Source organism: Streptomyces alanosinicus (assembly GCF_014650595.1).
Taxonomy (GTDB): Bacteria; Actinomycetota; Actinomycetes; order Streptomycetales; family Streptomycetaceae; genus Streptomyces; species Streptomyces alanosinicus.
Window position 1 is genome coordinate 41,809 of the sequence record NZ_BMVG01000009.1, and the last position, 19,313, is coordinate 61,121.

General features: G+C 70.4%; 15 protein-coding genes. 12 read left to right on the forward strand and 3 right to left on the reverse strand.

Annotated elements, in window-relative coordinates:
- Positions 1-110 precede the first annotated feature (110 nt).
- From IE277_RS20710 to IE277_RS20720, 3 genes are all read left to right on the forward strand, one after another.
- Complete coding sequence (locus IE277_RS20710) at positions 111-1,592, forward strand: cellulose binding domain-containing protein (protein WP_189954564.1); 1,482 nt, start codon at positions 111-113, stop codon at positions 1,590-1,592.
- A 28-nt stretch (positions 1,593-1,620) separates the two neighbouring features.
- Positions 1,621-3,336, forward strand: coding sequence for a glycoside hydrolase family 6 protein (locus IE277_RS20715; RefSeq protein ID WP_189954565.1), 1,716 nt, complete (start codon positions 1,621-1,623; stop codon positions 3,334-3,336).
- Between the two features lie 169 nt (positions 3,337-3,505).
- The gene (locus tag IE277_RS20720; RefSeq protein WP_189954567.1) at positions 3,506-4,435 is read left to right on the forward strand and encodes a class I SAM-dependent methyltransferase; all 930 of its coding nucleotides are present in this window, start codon (positions 3,506-3,508) and stop codon (positions 4,433-4,435) included.
- A 64-nt stretch (positions 4,436-4,499) separates the two neighbouring features.
- Here IE277_RS20720 and IE277_RS20725 read toward each other — a convergent pair whose 3' ends face one another.
- Positions 4,500-5,204 carry a glycoside hydrolase family 75 protein gene (locus IE277_RS20725; RefSeq protein WP_189954570.1) on the reverse strand — a complete coding sequence of 235 codons (705 nt, stop codon included), beginning with the start codon at positions 5,202-5,204 and terminating at the stop codon, positions 4,500-4,502.
- 211 nt (positions 5,205-5,415) lie between these two features.
- Here IE277_RS20725 and IE277_RS20730 point away from each other — a divergent pair, with 211 nt between their 5' ends.
- The gene (locus tag IE277_RS20730; protein WP_189954572.1) at positions 5,416-6,027 is read left to right on the forward strand and encodes a hypothetical protein; all 612 of its coding nucleotides are present in this window, start codon (positions 5,416-5,418) and stop codon (positions 6,025-6,027) included.
- 111 nt (positions 6,028-6,138) lie between these two features.
- On the opposite strand, the gene IE277_RS20735 is transcribed toward IE277_RS20730, so the two are convergent.
- On the reverse strand, positions 6,139-6,975 hold the full coding sequence (locus IE277_RS20735) for an aldo/keto reductase (protein WP_189954574.1): 837 nt from the start codon (positions 6,973-6,975) through the stop codon (positions 6,139-6,141).
- A 315-nt stretch (positions 6,976-7,290) separates the two neighbouring features.
- On the opposite strand from IE277_RS20735, the gene pqqA reads away from it, so the two are divergent.
- From pqqA to IE277_RS20775, 8 genes are read left to right on the forward strand one after another with little or no spacing between them, the layout of a single operon-like run.
- Positions 7,291-7,458, forward strand: coding sequence for a pyrroloquinoline quinone precursor peptide PqqA (gene pqqA, locus IE277_RS20740; protein ID WP_189954577.1), 168 nt, complete (start codon positions 7,291-7,293; stop codon positions 7,456-7,458).
- Positions 7,455-8,171 (forward strand): pyrroloquinoline-quinone synthase PqqC, encoded by a 717-nt coding sequence (pqqC, locus tag IE277_RS20745; protein WP_189954579.1) that lies wholly within the window; start codon positions 7,455-7,457, stop codon positions 8,169-8,171. The genes pqqA and pqqC overlap by 4 nt, the downstream gene beginning before the upstream one ends.
- The gene (gene pqqD / locus IE277_RS20750; protein ID WP_189954581.1) at positions 8,168-8,443 is read left to right on the forward strand and encodes a pyrroloquinoline quinone biosynthesis peptide chaperone PqqD; all 276 of its coding nucleotides are present in this window, start codon (positions 8,168-8,170) and stop codon (positions 8,441-8,443) included. Before pqqC ends, pqqD begins: the two co-directional genes overlap by 4 nt.
- A complete protein-coding gene (gene pqqE, locus IE277_RS20755; RefSeq protein WP_189954583.1) occupies positions 8,440-9,567 on the forward strand; it encodes a pyrroloquinoline quinone biosynthesis protein PqqE in 1,128 nt (375 codons plus the stop codon). The genes pqqD and pqqE overlap by 4 nt, the downstream gene beginning before the upstream one ends.
- The gene (locus IE277_RS20760) at positions 9,564-10,766 is read left to right on the forward strand and encodes a glycoside hydrolase family 88/105 protein (protein ID WP_189954585.1); all 1,203 of its coding nucleotides are present in this window, start codon (positions 9,564-9,566) and stop codon (positions 10,764-10,766) included. The genes pqqE and IE277_RS20760 overlap by 4 nt, the downstream gene beginning before the upstream one ends.
- Positions 10,763-11,620, forward strand: a complete 858-nt coding sequence (locus IE277_RS20765) for a heparin lyase I family protein (RefSeq protein ID WP_189954587.1) — start codon at positions 10,763-10,765, stop codon at positions 11,618-11,620. The genes IE277_RS20760 and IE277_RS20765 overlap by 4 nt, the downstream gene beginning before the upstream one ends.
- A 12-nt stretch (positions 11,621-11,632) precedes the next feature.
- Positions 11,633-15,106 carry a glycosyl hydrolase family 28 protein gene (locus tag IE277_RS20770; RefSeq protein WP_229881875.1) on the forward strand — a complete coding sequence of 1,158 codons (3,474 nt, stop codon included), beginning with the start codon at positions 11,633-11,635 and terminating at the stop codon, positions 15,104-15,106.
- 15 nt (positions 15,107-15,121) lie between these two features.
- The gene (locus IE277_RS20775; protein ID WP_189954589.1) at positions 15,122-17,149 is read left to right on the forward strand and encodes a PQQ-dependent sugar dehydrogenase; all 2,028 of its coding nucleotides are present in this window, start codon (positions 15,122-15,124) and stop codon (positions 17,147-17,149) included.
- A gap of 30 nt (positions 17,150-17,179) precedes the next feature.
- On the opposite strand, the gene IE277_RS20780 is transcribed toward IE277_RS20775, so the two are convergent.
- Positions 17,180-19,006 carry an AMP-dependent synthetase/ligase gene (locus IE277_RS20780; RefSeq protein WP_189954591.1) on the reverse strand — a complete coding sequence of 609 codons (1,827 nt, stop codon included), beginning with the start codon at positions 19,004-19,006 and terminating at the stop codon, positions 17,180-17,182.
- Between the last annotated feature and the right edge of the window lie 307 nt (positions 19,007-19,313).

Sequence of the window (19,313 nt, forward strand, 5' to 3'; positions counted from 1 at the left end):
ACTCCCCTGGGCATTCACGCCACTTGGCGCTACCTTCCTTCGCACCAGTGGGAGCGGTTCCGGTCAGTCGGCGCGCCGGTCACGGTGTGCCCAGCTGTGAGGAGTCGCTCATGCGACACCCCCCGCCTTCAGTACTCTTAGCCACCGCCGGTGCGGCCGTGCTCGTCACCGGCGCGCTCGTCCCGGCGCTGCCGGCCCAGGGAGCCACACCCGCCTGCACGGTGAGGTACACCGTCACCAACCAGTGGGCGGACGGCTTCCAGGGCTCGGTCACCCTCACCAACAACCAAGCCCCGCTGAGCAGTTGGCGTCTCACCTTCGACTTCGCCGACGGCCAGCAGGTCACCCAGGGCTGGAACGCCCGGTGGTCCCGATCCGGCACCACCGAGACCGCGGCCAACGAGAGTTGGAACGGCACCCTCGGTACCGGCGCGAGCGTCACGGCCGGCTTCCTCGCCTCCTGGTCGGGCAGCAACACCGTGCCCACGGTGTTCCGGCTGAACGGCACGGCCTGCGACACCGGTCCCGAGCCGCCCCCGCCCACACCCCCGCCCACCGAACCGCCACCCGCCTCGGGCGCCGCGCCCGCCCTGCATGTCGTGGGCGACCGCCTCGTCGACGCCGCCGGCACGACCCGCCGGCTGCTCGGCGTCAACCGCTCCGGCGGCGAGTTCATGTGTGTGCAGGGCCGTGGCATCTGGGACGGCCCGGTCGACGACGCCGCGATCAAGGCGATCGCCGACTGGAAGGCGAACGCCGTACGCATCCCGCTCAACGAGGAGTGCTGGCTGGGCCTTTCCGATATCAGGCCCGAGTACGGGGGCACGCACTACATCGACGCCGTCAAGGACCTCGTCGCCCGTGTGGAGGCGCACGGCCTGACCCCGGTCCTCGACCTCCACTGGTCCTACGGCCAGTACACCGGCAACTCGGCCAGCTGCTCCGATGTGCACGCCACCTGCCAGAAACCGATGCCCGACCAGCAGTACAGCCCGTCGTTCTGGGCATCGGTGGCGAGCGCCTTCAAGGACGACCCGGCCGCGGTGTTCGACCTGTTCAACGAGCCGTACCCGGACCGGGCGGCAGCGAGCGCGACCGACGCCTGGACATGCTGGCGGGACGGCGGGACCTGCCCCGGGATCCCGTACCGGGTCGCCGGCATGCAGGAGCTGGTCGACAGCGTGCGCGGCGCCGGGGCGCAGAACGTGATCATGGCCGGCGGTCTCGCGTACGCGAACGACCTCAGCCGGTGGACCGCGTACCGGCCCACCGACCCGCTCGGCAATCTCGCCGCCGCCTACCACGGCTACAACTTCAACACCTGCTCCACGGAGAGCTGCTGGAACTCCACCCTCGCCCCGGTCGCGGCCCAGGTGCCGCTGATCGCCGGCGAGGCCGGCGAGAACACCTGCGCGCACGGGTTCGTCGACCAGCTCATGAAGTGGTTCGACGACCGGGGCCTGTCCTACCTGGGCTGGACCTGGAACACCTGGGACTGTTCCTCGGGACCGTCCCTGATCTCCGCCTACGACGGCACACCCACCGCGTACGGCATCGGGCTGCGCGATCACCTGCGCGCCCTGAACCCATGACCCCGATCCGGAGAAGGAACCCGCACTCATGACTCGTACCAGAACATCGCTGCTCGCTGCCCTGGCGCTGGTCGCCGCGGCGTCCGGGACGGCGCTCACCACGACCCCGGCCACGGCGGCGCCCGCCGCCGTCCCCTGCACCGTCGACTACACGGTGCAGAACCAGTGGGACACCGGCTTCACCGCCGCCGTCACCGTCATCAACAACACGGCCGCCAAGTCGAGTTGGTCGGTGAAGTGGTCGTACGCCGGCAATCAGCAGGTCACCAGCGGCTGGAACGCGCGGATCAGCCAGAGCGGCAGCAGCGTCACCGCTGCCAGTGAGAGCTACAACGGCGGCCTGGCGACCGGCGGTTCGGTCAGCTTCGGCTTCAACGCCTCCTACAGCGGCAGCAACGCCCTGCCCACCGCCTTCACCCTCGACGGCGTCACCTGCAACGTCGACGACGGGACCGGCGGGGGAGGGGGCTCGGGCGGCGGAACCGGCGGCGGCCGCGTCGGCAATCCCTACGCCGGCGCCAAGGTGTACGTGAACCCGGAGTGGTCGGCGAAGGCCGCCGCCGAACCGGGCGGCAGCCGCGTCTCCAACCAGCCGACCGGTGTCTGGCTCGACCGTATCGCCGCGATCAACGGGGTGAACGGCGGCATGGGCCTGCGCGACCACCTCGACGCGGCCCTCGCGCAGAAGGGCAGCGGCCAGGAGGTCGTCCAGCTGGTCGTCTACGACCTGCCGGGCCGGGACTGCTCGGCGCTCGCGTCCAACGGCGAACTCGGGCCGACCGAGATCGACAAGTACAGGACCCAGTTCATCGACCCGATCGCGGCGATCCTCGCCGACCCCAAGTACGCCTCCCTCAGGATCGTCACCGCCATCGAGATCGACTCGCTGCCCAACCTCGTCACCAACACCGGCAGCCGGGCCACCGCCACGGACATGTGCAACACCATGCTGGCCAACGGCAACTACGTGAAGGGCGTCGGCTACGCCCTCGCCAAGCTCGGCGCCATCCCCAACGTCTACAACTACCTCGACGCCGGCCACCACGGCTGGCTCGGCTGGGACGACAACTTCGCGGCCTCCGCGAACATGTTCAAGCAGGCGGCCACCAGCGAAGGCGCGACCGTGGGGGACGTCCAGGGCTTCATCACCAACACCGCGAACTTCAGCGCCCTGAAGGAGGACAACTTCACCGTCGACGACTCGGTCAACGGCACCTCCGTCCGCCAGTCCACGTGGGTCGACTGGAACCGCTACGCCGACGAGCTGTCCTTCGCCCAGGCCTTCCGCAGCGAGCTGGTCTCGGTCGGCTTCGACTCCGGCATCGGCATGCTGATCGACACCTCCCGCAACGGCTGGGGCGGCACCGCGCGCCCGACCGGACCGGGCCCGAGGACCAGCGTGGACACCTATGTCGACGGCGGCCGCTACGACCGCCGGATCCATGTCGGCAACTGGTGCAACCAGGCCGGTGCCGGACTCGGCGAACGCCCGCAGGCCGATCCGGCCCCCGGCATCGACGCCTATGTGTGGATGAAGCCGCCGGGCGAGTCCGACGGCTCCAGCACCGCCATCGCCAACAACGAGGGCAAGGGCTTCGACCGGATGTGCGACCCGACCTACACGGGCAACGCCCGCAACAACTACCACATGTCCGGTGCGCTGCCCGACGCGCCGCTGGCCGGGCACTGGTTCTCCGCGCAGTTCCAGCAGCTGATGCGGAACGCCTACCCGCCGCTGTCGTGACCCCGGCGCGCTGACCGCCGCCCGCCGGGGTCCGGACACCGACAGGCCAAGGCCCCGGCGGATCGCACGCCCGATCACGTACCCGGTTTTTTGCGGCACCAGCAAGGAAAGTGGCCTCTCGCCGTGCGCCGTCGCACGCTGTCCGCACCCGAGCGAGAGGCTGACCACCATGGCACCCGACCAGCACGATCAGCACGCCCACCACGGGCAGCACACACACCGCGGCGACACCCACGGCCACGCCCACGGGCACGGCGGCGACACCGACTGGGCCGCCATGGCGGAGATGCTGGAGGTGGAGGCCGAGGTGTGCGCCCCGGCGTATGCGCGGGCCCTGGCCTGGCTGGCCAAGGAGGTGACCGAGCCCGGTCTGATCGTGGACGCGGGCAGCGGGCCCGGGGTGATCGCCGGTCTGATGGCGGAGACGTTTCCCGGCGCACGGGTGGTCGCCGCCGACGGCTCCGCACCGCTTCTGGAGCGCGCCCGGGCCCGGGCCGCCCGCCAGGGCGTCGCCGACCGCTTCGACACCCTCGTCGGTGAACTGCCGGAATCCCTGGCCGGGTTGGACTACCCGGCGGACCTGCTGTGGGCCAGCCGCAGTCTGCACCACCTCGGCGACCAGAAGGCCGCCCTCGCCGCGTTCGCGGCCCGGCTCGCACCCGGCGGCACACTGGCGATCCTGGAGGGCGGCCTGCCCGGGCGCCGGCTGCCCCGCGACATCGGTTTCGGCCGCCCCGGACTGCAGGCCCGCCTCGACGCGGTCCAGGAGGAGCGCTTCGCCCGGATGCGCGCCGAACTGCCCGGCGCGGTGGCCGAGACCGAGGACTGGCCCGCCCTGCTGGCCGCGGCGGGCCTGAAGCACACGGGCACCCGCAGCTTCCTCCTCGATGTCCCCGCCCCCGTCCCGGACCGGGCCCGCGCCTACGTCGTCGGCGCGCTGACCCGCGCGCGGGACGTCCTCGCCGATGCCCTGGACACCGAGGACCGCGAGACCCTCGACCGCCTCCTCGACCCCGCCGACCCCGGCAGCGTCCACCGGCGCCCCGACGTCTTCGTCCTGGAGGCCCACACGGTGCACCGGGCGGTACAGCCGGTCTGACCCGGGGCGCCCGCTCACGGCCTACGGCCGGCCGGACCGCGTACGACCTGACGTACGAGACGGGTCAGTTGTCGGCCAGGAACTTCTTGGCCAGCTGGTCCCCGAGCGAGACGGCCGCGCTGTGGCTCTCGATGGGGGAGACCCTGGAGTTCTTGAACAGGATGTAGGTCACGCCGGAGTCGGCCCCGCCGGTCTTCGGGTCGGGGTCGATGCCGAGGGCCTTGGCGGTGGCGTACGAGGCCTCGCCGATGATCTTCGTGGGGCCGGTGTCGCCGACGACGGCGTACTCCACCTTGTTGTTGTAGATGACCGCGACCACGCCGCCGCCCTTGATACCGGCACTGGAGTAGTTCCAGATGCTGCTGGAGCTGGGCACCACGATGTACGGCAGCGACTCCGCCCTGAGCGGCTTGCCGTCGGACTGGTGGAAGGCGGTGTCGTTCTGGTACCAGGGGTCGCGGCTGTGGTTGCAGTTGGTGGTGGTCTGGCCGTCGCAGTCGATGTCCATGTCGGCCTTCCAGAACACCGCGCCGTTCTTGCCGCACACGGGGACCGTGGCCGACGTCTCGTCGTCCGTCCTGTACTTCCCGTTCGATATCTGCGAGCAGGACGTCACCTTGGCGAGCAGGTCGGCCGCGCTGACCGAGCCCTCCCGGGCGGAGGCCGGGGCGGTCCTCGTCGTGCCGGCGGACGCGTGCGCGGGCAGTACTCCAGCGGCGAGCAGCGCGGCACCGGAGGCCGCGGCAAGGGTCAGGGTTCGAAGGCGCACGGTGGGGGGCCCTTCTGTTAGGAAAGTTTCCTTACTGGTGCCGTACACGGTGGACCCGTGTGCATGTCCCCGTCAAGACTCGGGTTGCGAACTCCCGAATCCTGTGCGTATTGCGGGGATTTACGACCGTGGCAAGACTGAAGGAACTGACTTTTCCTGATATGTCCGCCGCCGTCGGCCGGTAGGGCCGCGGCTCCGGGAGGCGAGGCGCATGTTCGTACGAACGGTGTACGCGACCGGCGATCCGGCGCAGCTGAGCACGGCCCTGCGGGCCCTGAACACCAAGGGCCACGATCTGCTGGAGGAGCGGCCCGGCTATCGGGGCGCGGGTGTCTTCGTCGACCGCGACCTCGGCAAACTGCTCACGGTCAGCTGGTGGGAGTCCGCCGAGGCGCGGCACAACAGCGACGAGGTGATGAGCGTGCGGCGGCCGGAGCTGCTGCAGCCCTTCGCCGGTACCGTCGCGGTCGAGAACTACGAGGCCGTCGTCTTCCACGCCGGACAGCGGACCCTCGCCGGCGGCGGGCTGCGGATCACCCGGCTGCGCTTCGTGCCGGCGGACGCGGATCTCGCCGCCGACACCTTCCAGGCCGGCGTGCTGCCTCGCCTGGAGGTCCTGCCCGGGTTCGCCGGGGCGGCCCTCTTCCTGGACCGCGAACGCGGCGCCGGCATGGTCGCAGCCCTCTTCACCGATCGCGGCTCGCTCGCGGCGTCCCGGGCCGGCCAGGCCGCGGTCCGGCGCGAGGGCGCGGCCAAGGCGCAGGTCACGGTGGTCGGCCTGGAGGAGTTCGAGATCGTCCACGCGGACGTCCGCGGCGACTGAGGGCGCCGGCGGCGCAGGGCGCAGCGGGCCGCAGACGGCTCACGGCCGTCCGCCCCGCGATGAAGGCGGGGCAGACGGCCGTGGTGGTGGGCGTGGTGGGCGCCGGGTGGGTCAGCCCAGGTCGAAGGTGGCCGGGTCGGGGCCCAGTCGCCGGTCCTCGTCGAGCGCGCTGATCGCCGCGAGGTCCTCGTCGTCCAGGCTGAAGTCGAACACCTCGATGTTCTCCTTGATCCGCGACGGCGTCACGGACTTCGGGATCACGACATTGCCGAGCTGGAGATGCCAGCGCAGCACGACCTGGGCCGGCGTACGGCCGTGCTTCCGCGCGATGGCGACGATCGCCGGCACCTCCAGCAGCCCCTTGCCCTGGCCGAGCGGCGACCAGGCCTCGGTGGCGATGCCGAGCTCCGCGTGCTTCTCGCGCAGGGCGTGCTGCTGAAGGTGCGGGTGGAGCTCGATCTGGTTGACGGCCGGGACGACGTTCGTCCGGTCGGTCAGCCGGTCCAGGTGCTCGGGCAGGAAGTTCGAGACGCCGATGGCCTTCGCCCGGCCGTCCGCGTGGATCTTCTCGAACGCCTTGTACGTGTCCACGTACCGGTCCTTCGACGGGAGCGGCCAGTGGATCAGGTAGAGGTCCACGTAGTCCACGCCGAGCTTCGACAGCGAGGTGTCGAAGGCGCGCAGCGTGGAGTCGTACCCCTGGTCGCTGTTCCAGAGCTTGGTGGTGACGAAGATGTCCTCGCGGGGCAGGCCGGAGGCGGCGATGGCCTTGCCGGTGCCCTCTTCGTTGCCGTAGATCGCCGCGGTGTCGATGCTGCGGTATCCGGCCTCGATTGCCGTCGCGACGGCCCGCTCGGCCTCGTCGTCCGGGACCTGCCAGACGCCGTAACCCAGCTGGGGCATCTCGATGCCGTTGTTGAGGATGATCGGGGGGACCTTGCTGCTCACGAGCCTCGTGATCCTTCGGTTGTCGACAGGTGTTACTCCATCCTCAACGATCACGCGCCACGCGGCATTCCTGACACGGTGAACTCTTTCAACTGACCGGTCAGTCAGTTCCGCGAGCGGAGATTGGCCGGAAACGCGTCCGACGTTTTCGGTCCGGACCATTGACCGCAGCCCGTCGTCCCGCAACTCTGTATCGCGCCACCGGACGTGTCGCTGAACCCGGTGCATACATGTGAACCGGCCCTGACCTGGCCGGCGCATCTTCCATGGCTCCCTTCCGAGATTCCCCACCCTCAGGAAAGCGAGTACGCACGCATGACCGAGAACTCTTCGCTGTCCGCAGTGACACAGCACTTCGAGCCCCAGACATCGGATGAAAAGGTCTGGCGAAGCCCTGGTTACCACGTCGTGGAGACCGCGCTGGAGGTGACCGCGTACGCGCTCACCGACCGCCGCCCGCCCGAGCCGCCCCCGGCCGCATGACCGCGGTGACCCCGGAACTCGACGGCCGCGCCGCCTGGCCGGCCGCCGAGTTCACCGCGCGGCTGCGCGCGGTCACCGCGACCCGCTACCACGACCGCCACCCCTTCAACCAGCGGATGCACCGCGGCGAACTGACCCCCGCCGAACTGCGCCGCTGGATCGCCGCCCGCTTCCACTACCAGCGGCACATCCCGGTGAAGGACGCGTTGATCCTCGCCGGGCTCGACCGGCCCGAGGAGCGCCGCGCCTGGCTGCGCCGCATCCACGACCAGGACGGTACCGACGCTTCGGGGGGCGGTATCGAGCGCTGGCTGCGGCTCGGCGAGGCGGCCGGCCTCGACCGCGAGGAGTTGTGGGACGCCTCCCGGGTGCCGCCCGGGGTGCGGTTCGCGGTGGAGGCGTACGTCACCTTCTGCCGCCGGCGCCCGGTGCTCGACGCCGTCGCGGCCTCCCTGACCGAGCTGTCCGCCCCGGATCTGATGCGCACCCGCATCGCCGCCTTCGAGCACCACTACCCGTGGATCGAGGCGGCGGGCCTCGCCTACTTCCGCACCCGTGTCACCCAGGGCGCCCGCGACGCCGAGCAGGCCCTCGCCCTGGTCCTGGCCCGCGCCCGCACCCCGGAGGAGCAGCAACGGGCGGTCACGGCACTGGAGTTCAAGTGCGAGGTGCTGTGGGCCCTGCTGGACGCGGTGGACCGGAGCGGCCCATGACACCGATGCCTGCGGCCGCGCCCTGGCGTCCCGCGCTCGCCCGCGGCGTGGTCCTGCGGCACGACCCGGTCCGGGGCGCCGACCTGTTGCTGCTGCCCGAGCGGGTGGTGGTGCTCGAAGGCGGCGCCGGCGGTGTGCTGCGGCTGTGCGACGGCGTCCGGGACGTGCCCGCCGTCGTCGCCGAACTGGCCGTACGCCACCCCGGCGCGCCCGTCGCCACCGAAGTCCCCGCGTTTCTCCACCGGTTACGGAAGGAGGGCTGGCTGAGATGACCGCGCCCCCCGAGGCTCCCGCGCCCCACCCCTCTCCCGCTCCCCCCGGCCCTCCCTGGGCCCTGCTCGCCGAACTCACCCACGCCTGCCCGCTGCGCTGCGGCTACTGCTCCAACCCGGTCGAACTGATCGGCCGGTCAGCAGAGTTGAGCACGGACCAGTGGTCGGATGTCTTCCGGCAGGCGGGCGCCCTCGGTGTCGTACACACTCATCTGTCCGGCGGCGAACCACTGCTGCGGCGCGATCTGCCCGCGCTGGTGGCCGCCGCGGACGGCGCCGGCCTGTACACCCAGCTCGTCACCAGCGGAGTGGGGCTCGGCGAGCGGCGGCTGGCCGAGCTGACCGGGGCCGGGCTGCGCAGTGTGCAGCTCTCGGTGCAGCACGCGGACCCGGCGGCGGCCGAACACATCGCGGGGGCCCGGTCGTTCGCGGCGAAGGAGCGCGCCGCCCGGCTGGTCCGCGAGGCGGGACTGCCCCTCGGGCTGAACGCCGTCCTGCACCGCGGCAACCTGGACGACCTCGACGCACTGGTCCGGCTCGCGCTGGACTGGGGCGCCGACCGGATCGAGCTGGCGAACACCCAGTACCACGGCTGGGCGGCCCGCAACCGCGCCGCCCTGCTGCCCACGCCCGCCCAGGTCGAGCGGGCCCGCGCCCGGGCGACCCGTTGGCGTGAACGGCTCGGCGGTACCCCGGAGCTGGTGTGGGTGGCCCCCGATCTCGTGGACGCCACCGCCAAGCCCTGCATGGGCGGCTGGGGCGCGGTCTCCCTGACCGTCGCCCCGGATGGCACGGTACTGCCCTGCCCGGCCGCCGGCACCCTGCCCGGTCTGGACCCACCGAATGTGAGAGACCGTCAACTCGCCTGGATATGGCAGGAGTCGGAGATCTTCGGCGTCTTCCGGGGCGATTCCTGGCTGCCCGAGCCGTGCCGCGGCTGTGCCCTGCGCACCGTCGACCACGGCGGCTGCCGCTGCCAGGCGTACGCCCTGACCGGCGACGCCGCCCGCACCGACCCCGCCTGCCGGCACGCCCCGGAGCGCCCCCTCGTCGACGTCCTGCTGCTCGACGCCGCCCGCGCGCCCCACCCACCCGGGTACGCCTACCGTGAAGGAGGACCATGAGACGCCGACGCCTGCGCGCGGCGCTGACCGCGACCGCGCTCACCACCGCCACCCTGGCCGCGCTCCCCGCCGCCGTACCCCCGGCGAGCGCCGCCCCGGCGGCCCCGGCCCCGGCCCGCCCGGCCGCCGGCCGTGACTGGTCGACGGCCGTCGTCGACTCCACCATGGCGCGCTACACGCCGGCCACCATCGGCGGCTGGTCGTACCCGGTGGGCCTGTACCTCTATGGCCAGTACCTCGTCTACCGGCGCACCCACGACCCGCGCCTGCTGTCGTACATCAAGGCCTACGCCGACCGGTTCGTGAGCGCCGACGGCAGTATCAACCAGTCCTTCAACAGCCTCGACAGCATGCAGGCGGGCCGGCTGCTGGTGATCCTGCACCACGAGACCGGGCAGGACCGCTACCGCAGGGCGGCACAGAGGATCCGCGACCGGCTGCGGACCTATCCGCGCACCTCCGACGGCGGCTTCTGGCACGCCGACACCGGCAGCCGGGCCCACCAGCTGTGGGCGGACGGCGCCTACATGGTGAACCCGTTCCTCGTCGAGTACGGCAAGGAGTTCGCCGACAGCGCCGCCACGGGCGACGAGGCCGCCCGGCAGCTGACCGTCTACGGCCGTCATCTCCAGGTCGCGAACGGCCTGCTGCGGCACGCCTTTGACGAGTCGAAGTCGGCGAGCTGGGCCGACCCGGCCACCGGGCTCGCGCCCGAGCACTGGTGCCGTGCCGTCGGCTGGTACGCCATGGCGCTCGTGAACGTCCTCGACGCGACCCCCGCGAACCAGGCCGGCCGACCCCGACTGCTGGGCATCTTCCGGACGTTGGCGTCGGCGCTGGAGAAGTACCAGGACCCGGCGTCCGGGCGCTGGTTCCAGGTCATGGACAAGGGCACCCGGCCGGACAACTGGACCGAGACCTCCTGCTCCAGCATGTTCACCTACGCCCTCGACCGGGGCGCCCGGCAGGGTTATCTGGACCCGCACTTCGAGGCGGTGGCCCAGCGCGGCTACCAGGGCGTGCTGGCGCGGCTGTCGGTCGGTTCCGACGGCCGTACGAACCTGGCCGACATCTCGGTCGGCACCAACGTCGGCGACTACGCGTACTACGTCGGCCGCACCCGGGCCGTCAACGACTTCCATGGACTCGGGGCCTTCCTGATCATGAACGAGCAGCTGAAAGGTGATGCAGCGTCATGAGCACGTCCAGAAGGGCCGTGCTGGGTGCCGCGTTCGGCGGTGCCGTGGCGGCCACGACCGGCCTGCCGGCCACCGCCGCCCCCACGCTCGGCCTCGCTCGCGCCGGCGGTACCCCCGTCGCCGCCTCCTGGCAGCTGAAGTGGTCGCCGTCGGCGCGCACCGACGGGCTCGGCGCCTTCGAAACCGTCGAGGACGACCGCGCGCACTCCCACCCGGCGGGCCATCCGCACATCTTCGCCACCGGCGACGACTGGCGCTTCGACATCCACACCGTCGACCGGGACACCTCCAGCGACCGCCAGCGCCAGGAGGTCACCGGCCTGCGCACCGGCACGCACAGCTATCTGAAGTGGACCGAGGGCCAGACCTGGCGGATCACGTACTCGATGTACATCCCGAGCTCGCTCAAGGCCACCACCACCTTCACCCACATCATGCAGATGAAGCAGCCGGGAGCCGGTTCCGCGCCGATCGTCGTGCAGTCGCTGCGGCGGGATGGGGGCACCTCCCGCGCGAGCGGAGCCGAGCGTGGGGGAGGGAAACAGACCATCGAACTCCGGCTGGCCACCGGCGACATCCTCGTCGGCCGTACCGACCTCGACCCGCTGCACGACAAATGGACCGACGTCGACTTCCGGATCAGGGTCGGCAACGGCTCCGCCGGTTCCGTCCGCTGGATCCTGACGAGCGGATCCACCACCGTGATCGACAGGTCCAGGACCGGTGTCGACACCTTCCTCGCCGACCGCGTGCGCCCGAAGTGGGGCATCTACCGCTCCCTCGGCGACACCTCCGGTTCCCTGCAGGACACCTACCTGCTGCTCACCAACCTCCGCGGCTACCAACTCGCCTAGAGGAGCGGTCCCGTGAAACCCCACATCGCCGGCCCGAGACGGCCGGCGGCGATCGTCCTGTGCGCCCTCGCCGTCGTCCTCGGTCTCTCCCACCCCGCCGCCCTCGCGGCCCCGCACCCCACGACGCCCCGCCCCGCCGCCGTGTACGACGTGCACGACTACGGCGCCAAGGGTGACGGCTCCGCCAACGACACCCCCGCCATCGACAGGGCCATCACCGCGGCCAACGCAGCCGGCGGCGGCACCGTCCGCTTCCCGGCCGGCACCTACAAGTCCAAGAACACCATCCACATGAAGAGCCATGTGACGCTCCAGGTCGACAAGGGCGCCACGCTCCAGGGCTCCTCGGCGAACACCTACGATCCACCCGAGTCCAACCCGAACGACAAGTACCAGGACTACGGGCACAGCCACTTCCACAACGCGATGATCTACGGCGACAAGCTGACGGACATCGGCTTCACCGGCGACGGTGTCATCGACGGCGCGGGCAACCTCGTCACCGGCAACCCCAAGCCCGGCCAGGCCGACAAGATCCTGTCGCTGACCCGCTGCGCGGGACTGCGCCTCGGCGACGGACTCACCCTGCGCCGCGGCGGCCACTTCGCCGCCCTGGTCAACGGCTGCACGAACGTCGTCTCCGACCATCTGACCATCGACACCGCGAGCGACCGCGACGGCTGGAACGTCATCTCCACCACGAACGTGACGATCACCAACGCGCACATCGCCGCCAACGACGACGCCCTCGTCTTCAAGAGCGACTACGCCCTCGGCGTCAAACTCTCCAACGGCCATGTCCGGGTGAGCGATTCGGTCCTCTCGGCACGCTGCTGCAACGCCCTGATGTTCGGCTCCGAGACCTGCGGCGACTTCTCGGACTACCAGTTCGAGAAGATCCGCATCGAGGGCGCCGACAAGTCCGGCCTCGGCATGGTCTCCATGGACGGCGCGAAGATCTCCGATGTCCACTACCGCGACATCACCATGACCGGCGTCCACTCGCCGATCATGGAGAAGATCGGCACGCGCGGACGGTGCGGCAACAGTCCGGGTGTCGGATCGATCAGCGACGTGACGTACGACGACATCACGGCCACTGGCGACAGCCCCTCCTTCAGCCCGACCCTGTGGGGCGAGAGGGGCCACCGGATCAGCGGGGTCACGTTCGACAACGTCGACATCACGGTCCCGGGCGGCAACGGCACCATGTCCACCGGGGTGCCGGGCAACGACCCGGGCGACTACAACCCGAGGAGCATCGGGACCCGGCCGGCCTACGGCTGGTATCTGCACAACACCGACGACATCCGGTTCACCGACAGCGGTGTGCGCTACGCCGCCGACGACGGCCGCCCCGCCCTCATCGCCGACGCGGCGAGCGGCATCCGGCTGACCCGGTTCACCGCCCAGAAGGGCAGCAGGTCACCGCACGACATCGGTTTCCAGAACGTCACGGGCTACTGCCTCACCGACAGCCACACCACCACCGGCGGCGCACTGCGCGTCGCGGCGAGCGGATCGAGCCAGAACTGCTCCGCGGCGGCCCGCCCGCGCGATGTGGAGAACCCGCGCCAGGCCTTCCTGCGGGCCTCCGTCGGCGGCCTCTTCCTGCACTGGGGGCTGCGCACCGCCCCCGCCCACACCAACTGCGGCGCCTGGGAGAAGGACGTCACGAGCGGCGGCTGGACCCCGGACCACTGGGTGAACGAAGCCAGGAAGCTGCATACGCAGTACATCGTGCTGGCGACCTTTCACAGCCGGCTCGGCTACGCCCGCCCCTGGCCGTCGAAGATCCCCGGCTCCTGCTCCACCAAGCGGGACTTCCTCGGCGAACTGATCACCGCCGCCAAGGCGAAGGGCATGAAGGTCATCCTCTATATGACCGACGACCCCCAGTGGCACGCCGACGGCGGCCACGAGTGGCTGGACTCGGCGGCCTACTCCGCCTACAAGGGCAGGAACGTCGACCTGACCACCCGCGACGGCTTCGGGCAGTTCAGCTACGACAACTTCTTCGAGGTCATGGACCGCTACCCGGACCTCGGCGGCTTCTGGATCGACAACGACAACGACTACTGGCTGAGCCACAACCTCTATCAGCAGATCTACCAGAAGCGCCCGAACTACACCCTCAGCAACAACAACGAGGACACGCCGATCATGGACATGATCAGCAACGAGCAGAAGACGGGCATGACGCCCGCCTACGACTACCCACAGGCGGTCTACACCGCCCAGCCCCGGCTCACCGAGGCCGACTTCAAGCTGCCGTCGACCGGCGCCTGGTGGTACGACGGCTCCGACCCCACCGTCGACCGGGGGCTCACCCTCGGCCGGCTCGTCACCAACGCGGGCTCCTCGGTGAAGGCCCTGATGGCCGAGACCGCCCAGGTCAACGGCACGTTCCCGGCCAACCAGGCCGCCTTCAACAGCTTCGCCGACGGCTATCTGAACCGCATCTGGGAGTCGCTGCACGGCACCGAGGGCGGCGGCTACATGTACGGCGGCCTCACACCCGGCTTCTGGAACGACGGCGCCCACGGCGTCACCACCCTCGCCAAGGACGACCCCGACCGGCAGTACATCCATGTCCTGACCCCGCCGAGCACCGGCACCCTGCGGATCCGCGACAACGGCTACCGCATCGCCTCCGTGACCGACCTGCGCACCGGGGCACCGGTCGCCTGGTCGCAGTCCGGCGGTGTGCTCACCCTCAGCGGCCTCGGCGGCTGGGACCCGTACGACACCGTGTTCAAGGTGATCACCGCCGGCCGTCAGGGCATCGCCACCGGCGTCAAGGTCACCGCGAGCGCCTCCGCGAGCGGCCACCCCGGCTCCGCCGCCGCGGACGGCGACTACCTCACCTACTGGGACAACGACAAGACCCTGCCCGTCAGCCTCACCTTCGACCTCGGCGCCTCGAAGAAGGTGCGGTACCTCGGGCTCAACCAGCGTGAGGACTCCGTCGCCTACGCCCGCTCGGCCACCGAACAGTCCGCACGGATCAAGGCCTACAAGGTCTACGTCAGCGACGACGGCAAGGACTGGGGCAGCCCCGTCAAGAAGGGCCAACTCCCCAGCGCCCGCGGCATCCAGGGCATCGACCTGGCCGCCGCCACCGCCCGCTACGTGCGCCTGGAGGTCGACAGCACCTGGGCGGCGGCCACCGACACCACCCGCTATCAGCGGCTGCGCATCGACGAGGCCTGGATCGGTACGTCGTACGCCACACCGGCGGCCGCCTTCACCCCCCGTTCCGACAACGGGCAGTCCCTGCGCCCCGCCCAGGGCGGGAGCAGCTGGAGCTTCGTACGCCGCGAGCCGACCGAGGCGAAGATCGAGGCACAGGCCGACGCCCTGGCGGCGAGCGGTCTCAAGGACCACGGTTTCGTGCGGGTCAATCTCGACGACTTCTGGCAGAACGGCGCGACGCTGCGGCCGGGCGAGACCCGGCTGATCCGTGTGAACCCGGTCAACAGCTAGCCGAGGGGGAACCTCATGAAACACGAAAGAGCACTCGTCTGCGCACTCTCCCTGGCCCTGGCCGTGCCCCTCGTCGCGCTGAGCCAAGGCACCGCGAGCGCCGCCACCGACTACCAGGCCGAGGACGCCCTGATCTCCCAGGGCGCGGTCGCCACCAACCACACCGGCTACTCGGGCTCCGGTTTCGTCGACTACACCAACGTCAAGGGCTCCTATGTGGAGTTCACGGCCGACGCGGCCGCCGCCGGACCCGCCTCGCTCACCCTGCGCTACGCCAACGGCACCAGCACCGACCGGCCGATGGACCTCTCCGTCAACGGCACCGTGGTGGCGTCCGCCGTCTCCTTCCCGGCGACGGCCGACTGGAACACCTGGGCGTCCAGGACCGTCAACGTGACCCTGAAGGCAGGCAGCAACAAGATCCGGGCGACCGCCACCACGGCCGCGGGCGGCCCCAACCTCGACCGGGTGTCCCTCGGCACGCCGAGCGACACCCAGGCCCCCACCCGCCCCGGCCGGCCCTCCTGCTCGGACATCGGCGAGGACCGCCTGACCCTGTCCTGGGGTGCCTCGACGGACGACGTGAAGGTCACGGCGTACGACCTGTACGAGCACGGCAACAAGCTGGGCGAGGCACCGGGCGACACCACCTCCAAGACCCTGACGGGGCTCACCCCGAACACCACCTACGACCTCACGGTCATCGCCCGTGACGCGGCCGGCAACACCTCGCCCGCGAGCCCGGTCGTCGACTGCACCACCAAGCCCGGCTCCGACACCACTCCGCCGACCGCCCCCGGCACCTTTCAGGCGGCCGGTGTCACCGCGAACACCGTCGACCTCAGCTGGGGCGCCGCCTCGGACAACCGCGCCGTCACCGCCTACGACGTGCGCAGCGACAGCACCGTCTACAAGACCGTGCAGGGCACCTCCACCACCCTCACGGGGCTCGCCTGCAACAGCCCTTACACCCTGAACGTCGTCGCCCGCGACGCCGCCGGCAATGTCTCCCCGCCGAGCAACACGGTGTCGTTCACCACCAAGGCCTGCGCCACCGACGGCGGTGTCCCCTCCTCCGTCACCACCCTCTCCCCGGGGTGGACCATCCCGTGGGGCACCTACTGGATGCCCGACGGCAAGACGGCCCTCGTCACCGAGCGGGACGACTTCCGGGTCTGGAAGGTCACCAAGGACGGCACCAGGACGCAGGTCGGCACCGTCCCGAACGCCGTCACCACCAATGGGGAGGGAGGCCTGCTCGGCGTCGCGGTCGACCCCAAGTGGGAGACGAACCACTACGTCTACTTCATGCACACCGCCGCCGAGGGCAACCGGGTCGTGCGCATGACCTACGACGGCACCCGGCTCAGCGACTACAAGGTGCTGCTGCAGGGCATCAAGAAGAACCGCTACCACAACGGCGGCCGCCTCGCCTTCGGGCCCGACGGCTACCTCTATGTCTCCACCGGCGAGGCCCAGACGCCCGATCTCGCCCAGGACAAGAACTCCCTCAACGGCAAGATCCTGCGGATGACCACCGACGGCAAGCCGGCCCCCGGCAACCCGTTCGGCAACTACGTCTACTCCCTGGGCCACCGCAACCCCCAGGGCCTCGCCTTCGACCGCAGCGGCCGCTTGTGGGAGGCGGAGTTCGGCAACAGCTCCAAGGACGAACTCAACCTCATCAAGCCCGGGGCCAACTACGGCTGGCCCACCTGCGAGGGCAACTGCAACGTCGCCGGCATGACCAACCCCAAGGCCACCTGGAACGTGAACGAGGCCTCGCCGAGCGGCATCGCGATCGTCCGTAACGTCGTCTACATGGCCTCACTGCGCGGCGAACGCCTGTGGCGCATCCCCATCAACGGCGACAGCGAGAGCGTCGGCACCCCGACCGCGTACTACGTCGGCACCTACGGCCGGCTGCGCACCGTCACCAAGGTGCCCGGCGCCGACCAGCTGTGGCTGTCCACCACCAACTGCGACAACAACGGCGGCGCGGCCGACGGTTCCGACAAGATCTTCCGGGTGACCATCAGCTGAGCCGCCTGCCGGGCCGTGGCTGACATCACGTCAGGTGTGGTAGAGGGCCTCGACCTCGGCGTCGTACACCTTCTCGATCGCCTTCCGCTTCAGCTTCAACGACGGTGTGAGCAGGCCGTGTTCCTCGGTGAAGGGCTGCGCGAGGATACGGAACGTACGGATCGACTCGGCCTGGGAGACGAGGGTGTTGGCGGCGACCACCGCCCGCCGCACCTCCGTCTCCAGGTCCGGGTCGCGTACCAGCTCCACCGGGGTCAGCCTCGGCTTGTTGCGCATCTGCAGCCAGTGCTCGACGGCCTCCTGGTCGAGGGTGACCAGGGCGGCGATGTAGGGGCGGTCGTTGCCGACCACGATGCACTGGTTGACCAGCGGATGGTCGCGCACCCGCTCCTCCAGCACACCGGGCGAGACGCTCTTGCCGCCGGAGGTCACCAGGATCTCCTTCTTGCGGCCGGTGATGGTCAGATAGCCGTCCTCGTCGAGCGAGCCGAGGTCGCCGGTGGCCAGCCAGCCCTCGTGCAGGGTCTCGTCGGTGGCCTTCGGGTTGTTGAGATAGCCCTGGAAGACATTGCCGCCGTGCAGCCAGATCTCCCCGTCGTCGGCGATGTGCACGGTCATGCCCGGTATGGCCTGGCCGACCGTGCCGTAGCGGGTGCGCTCGGGCGGGTTGGCGGTCGCGGCGGCCGTCGACTCGGTCAGGCCGTAGCCCTCGTAGATCTGCACACCGGCGCCCGCGAAGAACAGCCCCAGCTTGCGGTCCATCCCCGAGCCGCCGGACATCGCGTTGCGGATCCGGCCGCCCATCGCCGCGCGGACCTTGGCGTAGACGAGCTTGTCGAAGAGCTGGTGCTGCATGCGCAGCCCCGCCGACGGGCCGGGCCCGATGCCCCAGGCCCTGGCCTCCACGGCCTCCGCGTACTTCACCGCGATGTCGACCGCCTTCTCGAACGGCCCCGACCGGCCCTCCTTCTCCGCCTTCCGGCGCGCCGCGTTGAACACCTTCTCGAAGATGTACGGCACGGCGAGGATGAACGTCGGCTTGAACGCGGCCAGATCGGGCAGCAGGGCGGCGGCGTGCAGTTGCGGCTGGTGCCCGAACCGGACCTTGCCACGGATCGCGGCGACCTCCACCATCCGCCCGAAGACATGCGCGAGCGGCAGGAACAGCAGCGTGGACGCCGCGTCGTCCTTCTTGGTGTGGAACACCGGCTGCCACCGCCCGATCATCGTGTCCGCCTCGAACATGAAGTTCGCGTGCGAGAGGACACAGCCCTTGGGGCGGCCGGTGGTGCCCGAGGTGTAGATGATGGTGGCGACCGAGTCCGGGGTGACCGCCTGCCGGTGCCGGTGCACCAGCTCGTCGTCCAGATGCGCCCCGGCGTCGTACAGCTCCTGCACACAGCCCGAGTCCAGCTGCCAGAGCTGGCGCAGCTGCGGGAGGCGGTCGATGACGGTGGCGATGGTCATCGCGTGGTCCTCGTGCTCCACGATCGCCGCCGACACCTCGGCGTCGTAGAGCATCCAGAAGCACTGCTCGGCCGAGGACGTGGGGTAGACGGGCACCACCTGGGCGCCGATGCTCCACAGCGCGAAGTCGAACAGGGTCCACTCGTAGCGGGTGCGGGACATGATCGCGACGCGGTCGCCGAAGCGGACGCCGCGCGCGAGGAGACCCTTGGCGAGGGCCAGTACCTCGTCGCGGAACTCGGCGGCGCTGACGTCCCGCCACTGCCCGGCCGCGTCCTTGCGGCCGAGGGCGATGTGCGTCGGGTCGCTCAGGGCATGCTCGAAGACCACGTCGGCCAGACCGCCCACCGGCGGTGCCGACGTGACCGGCGGGTTGGTGAACTCGCGCAAACCTCGCTCCCCGATCCTCGCTGCTTGGTCACGCCCGTGATGCTCGGCACAGCGCGGTGAAAGCTACATCACGCCGTCACCGGGCGGGAGGGGGTCGGAAACCGAGCAAACCACACGATTCCCCTGGATGGTGACTGGAAAATGCCCCCACATAGGGAAGGGCCGGACACAATACTGACGGGTCAGTAAGTTTCGGTGCCGTAATCTCCACCGAATCTGTACGCACCGATTACGGCGCATACCGCCCTGTTCTCCGCATCCGAGGCACCACCCGGAGCGAGGCGGACAGGCCCGCGCGAGCGGCGGC

What these genes read in the sequence shown, in the direction of transcription:
- IE277_RS20710 (WP_189954564.1), top strand. Translation starts at nt 111, where the DNA reads ATGCGACACCCCCCGCCTTCAGTACTCTTAGCCACCGCCGGTGCGGCC.
- IE277_RS20715 (WP_189954565.1), top strand. Translation starts at nt 1,621, where the DNA reads ATGACTCGTACCAGAACATCGCTGCTCGCTGCCCTGGCGCTGGTCGCC.
- IE277_RS20720 (WP_189954567.1), top strand. Translation starts at nt 3,506, where the DNA reads ATGGCACCCGACCAGCACGATCAGCACGCCCACCACGGGCAGCACACA.
- IE277_RS20730 (WP_189954572.1), top strand. Translation starts at nt 5,416, where the DNA reads ATGTTCGTACGAACGGTGTACGCGACCGGCGATCCGGCGCAGCTGAGC.
- pqqA (WP_189954577.1), top strand. Translation starts at nt 7,291, where the DNA reads ATGACCGAGAACTCTTCGCTGTCCGCAGTGACACAGCACTTCGAGCCC.
- pqqC (WP_189954579.1), top strand. Translation starts at nt 7,455, where the DNA reads ATGACCGCGGTGACCCCGGAACTCGACGGCCGCGCCGCCTGGCCGGCC.
- pqqD (WP_189954581.1), top strand. Translation starts at nt 8,168, where the DNA reads ATGACACCGATGCCTGCGGCCGCGCCCTGGCGTCCCGCGCTCGCCCGC.
- pqqE (WP_189954583.1), top strand. Translation starts at nt 8,440, where the DNA reads ATGACCGCGCCCCCCGAGGCTCCCGCGCCCCACCCCTCTCCCGCTCCC.
- IE277_RS20760 (WP_189954585.1), top strand. Translation starts at nt 9,564, where the DNA reads ATGAGACGCCGACGCCTGCGCGCGGCGCTGACCGCGACCGCGCTCACC.
- IE277_RS20765 (WP_189954587.1), top strand. Translation starts at nt 10,763, where the DNA reads ATGAGCACGTCCAGAAGGGCCGTGCTGGGTGCCGCGTTCGGCGGTGCC.
- IE277_RS20775 (WP_189954589.1), top strand. Translation starts at nt 15,122, where the DNA reads ATGAAACACGAAAGAGCACTCGTCTGCGCACTCTCCCTGGCCCTGGCC.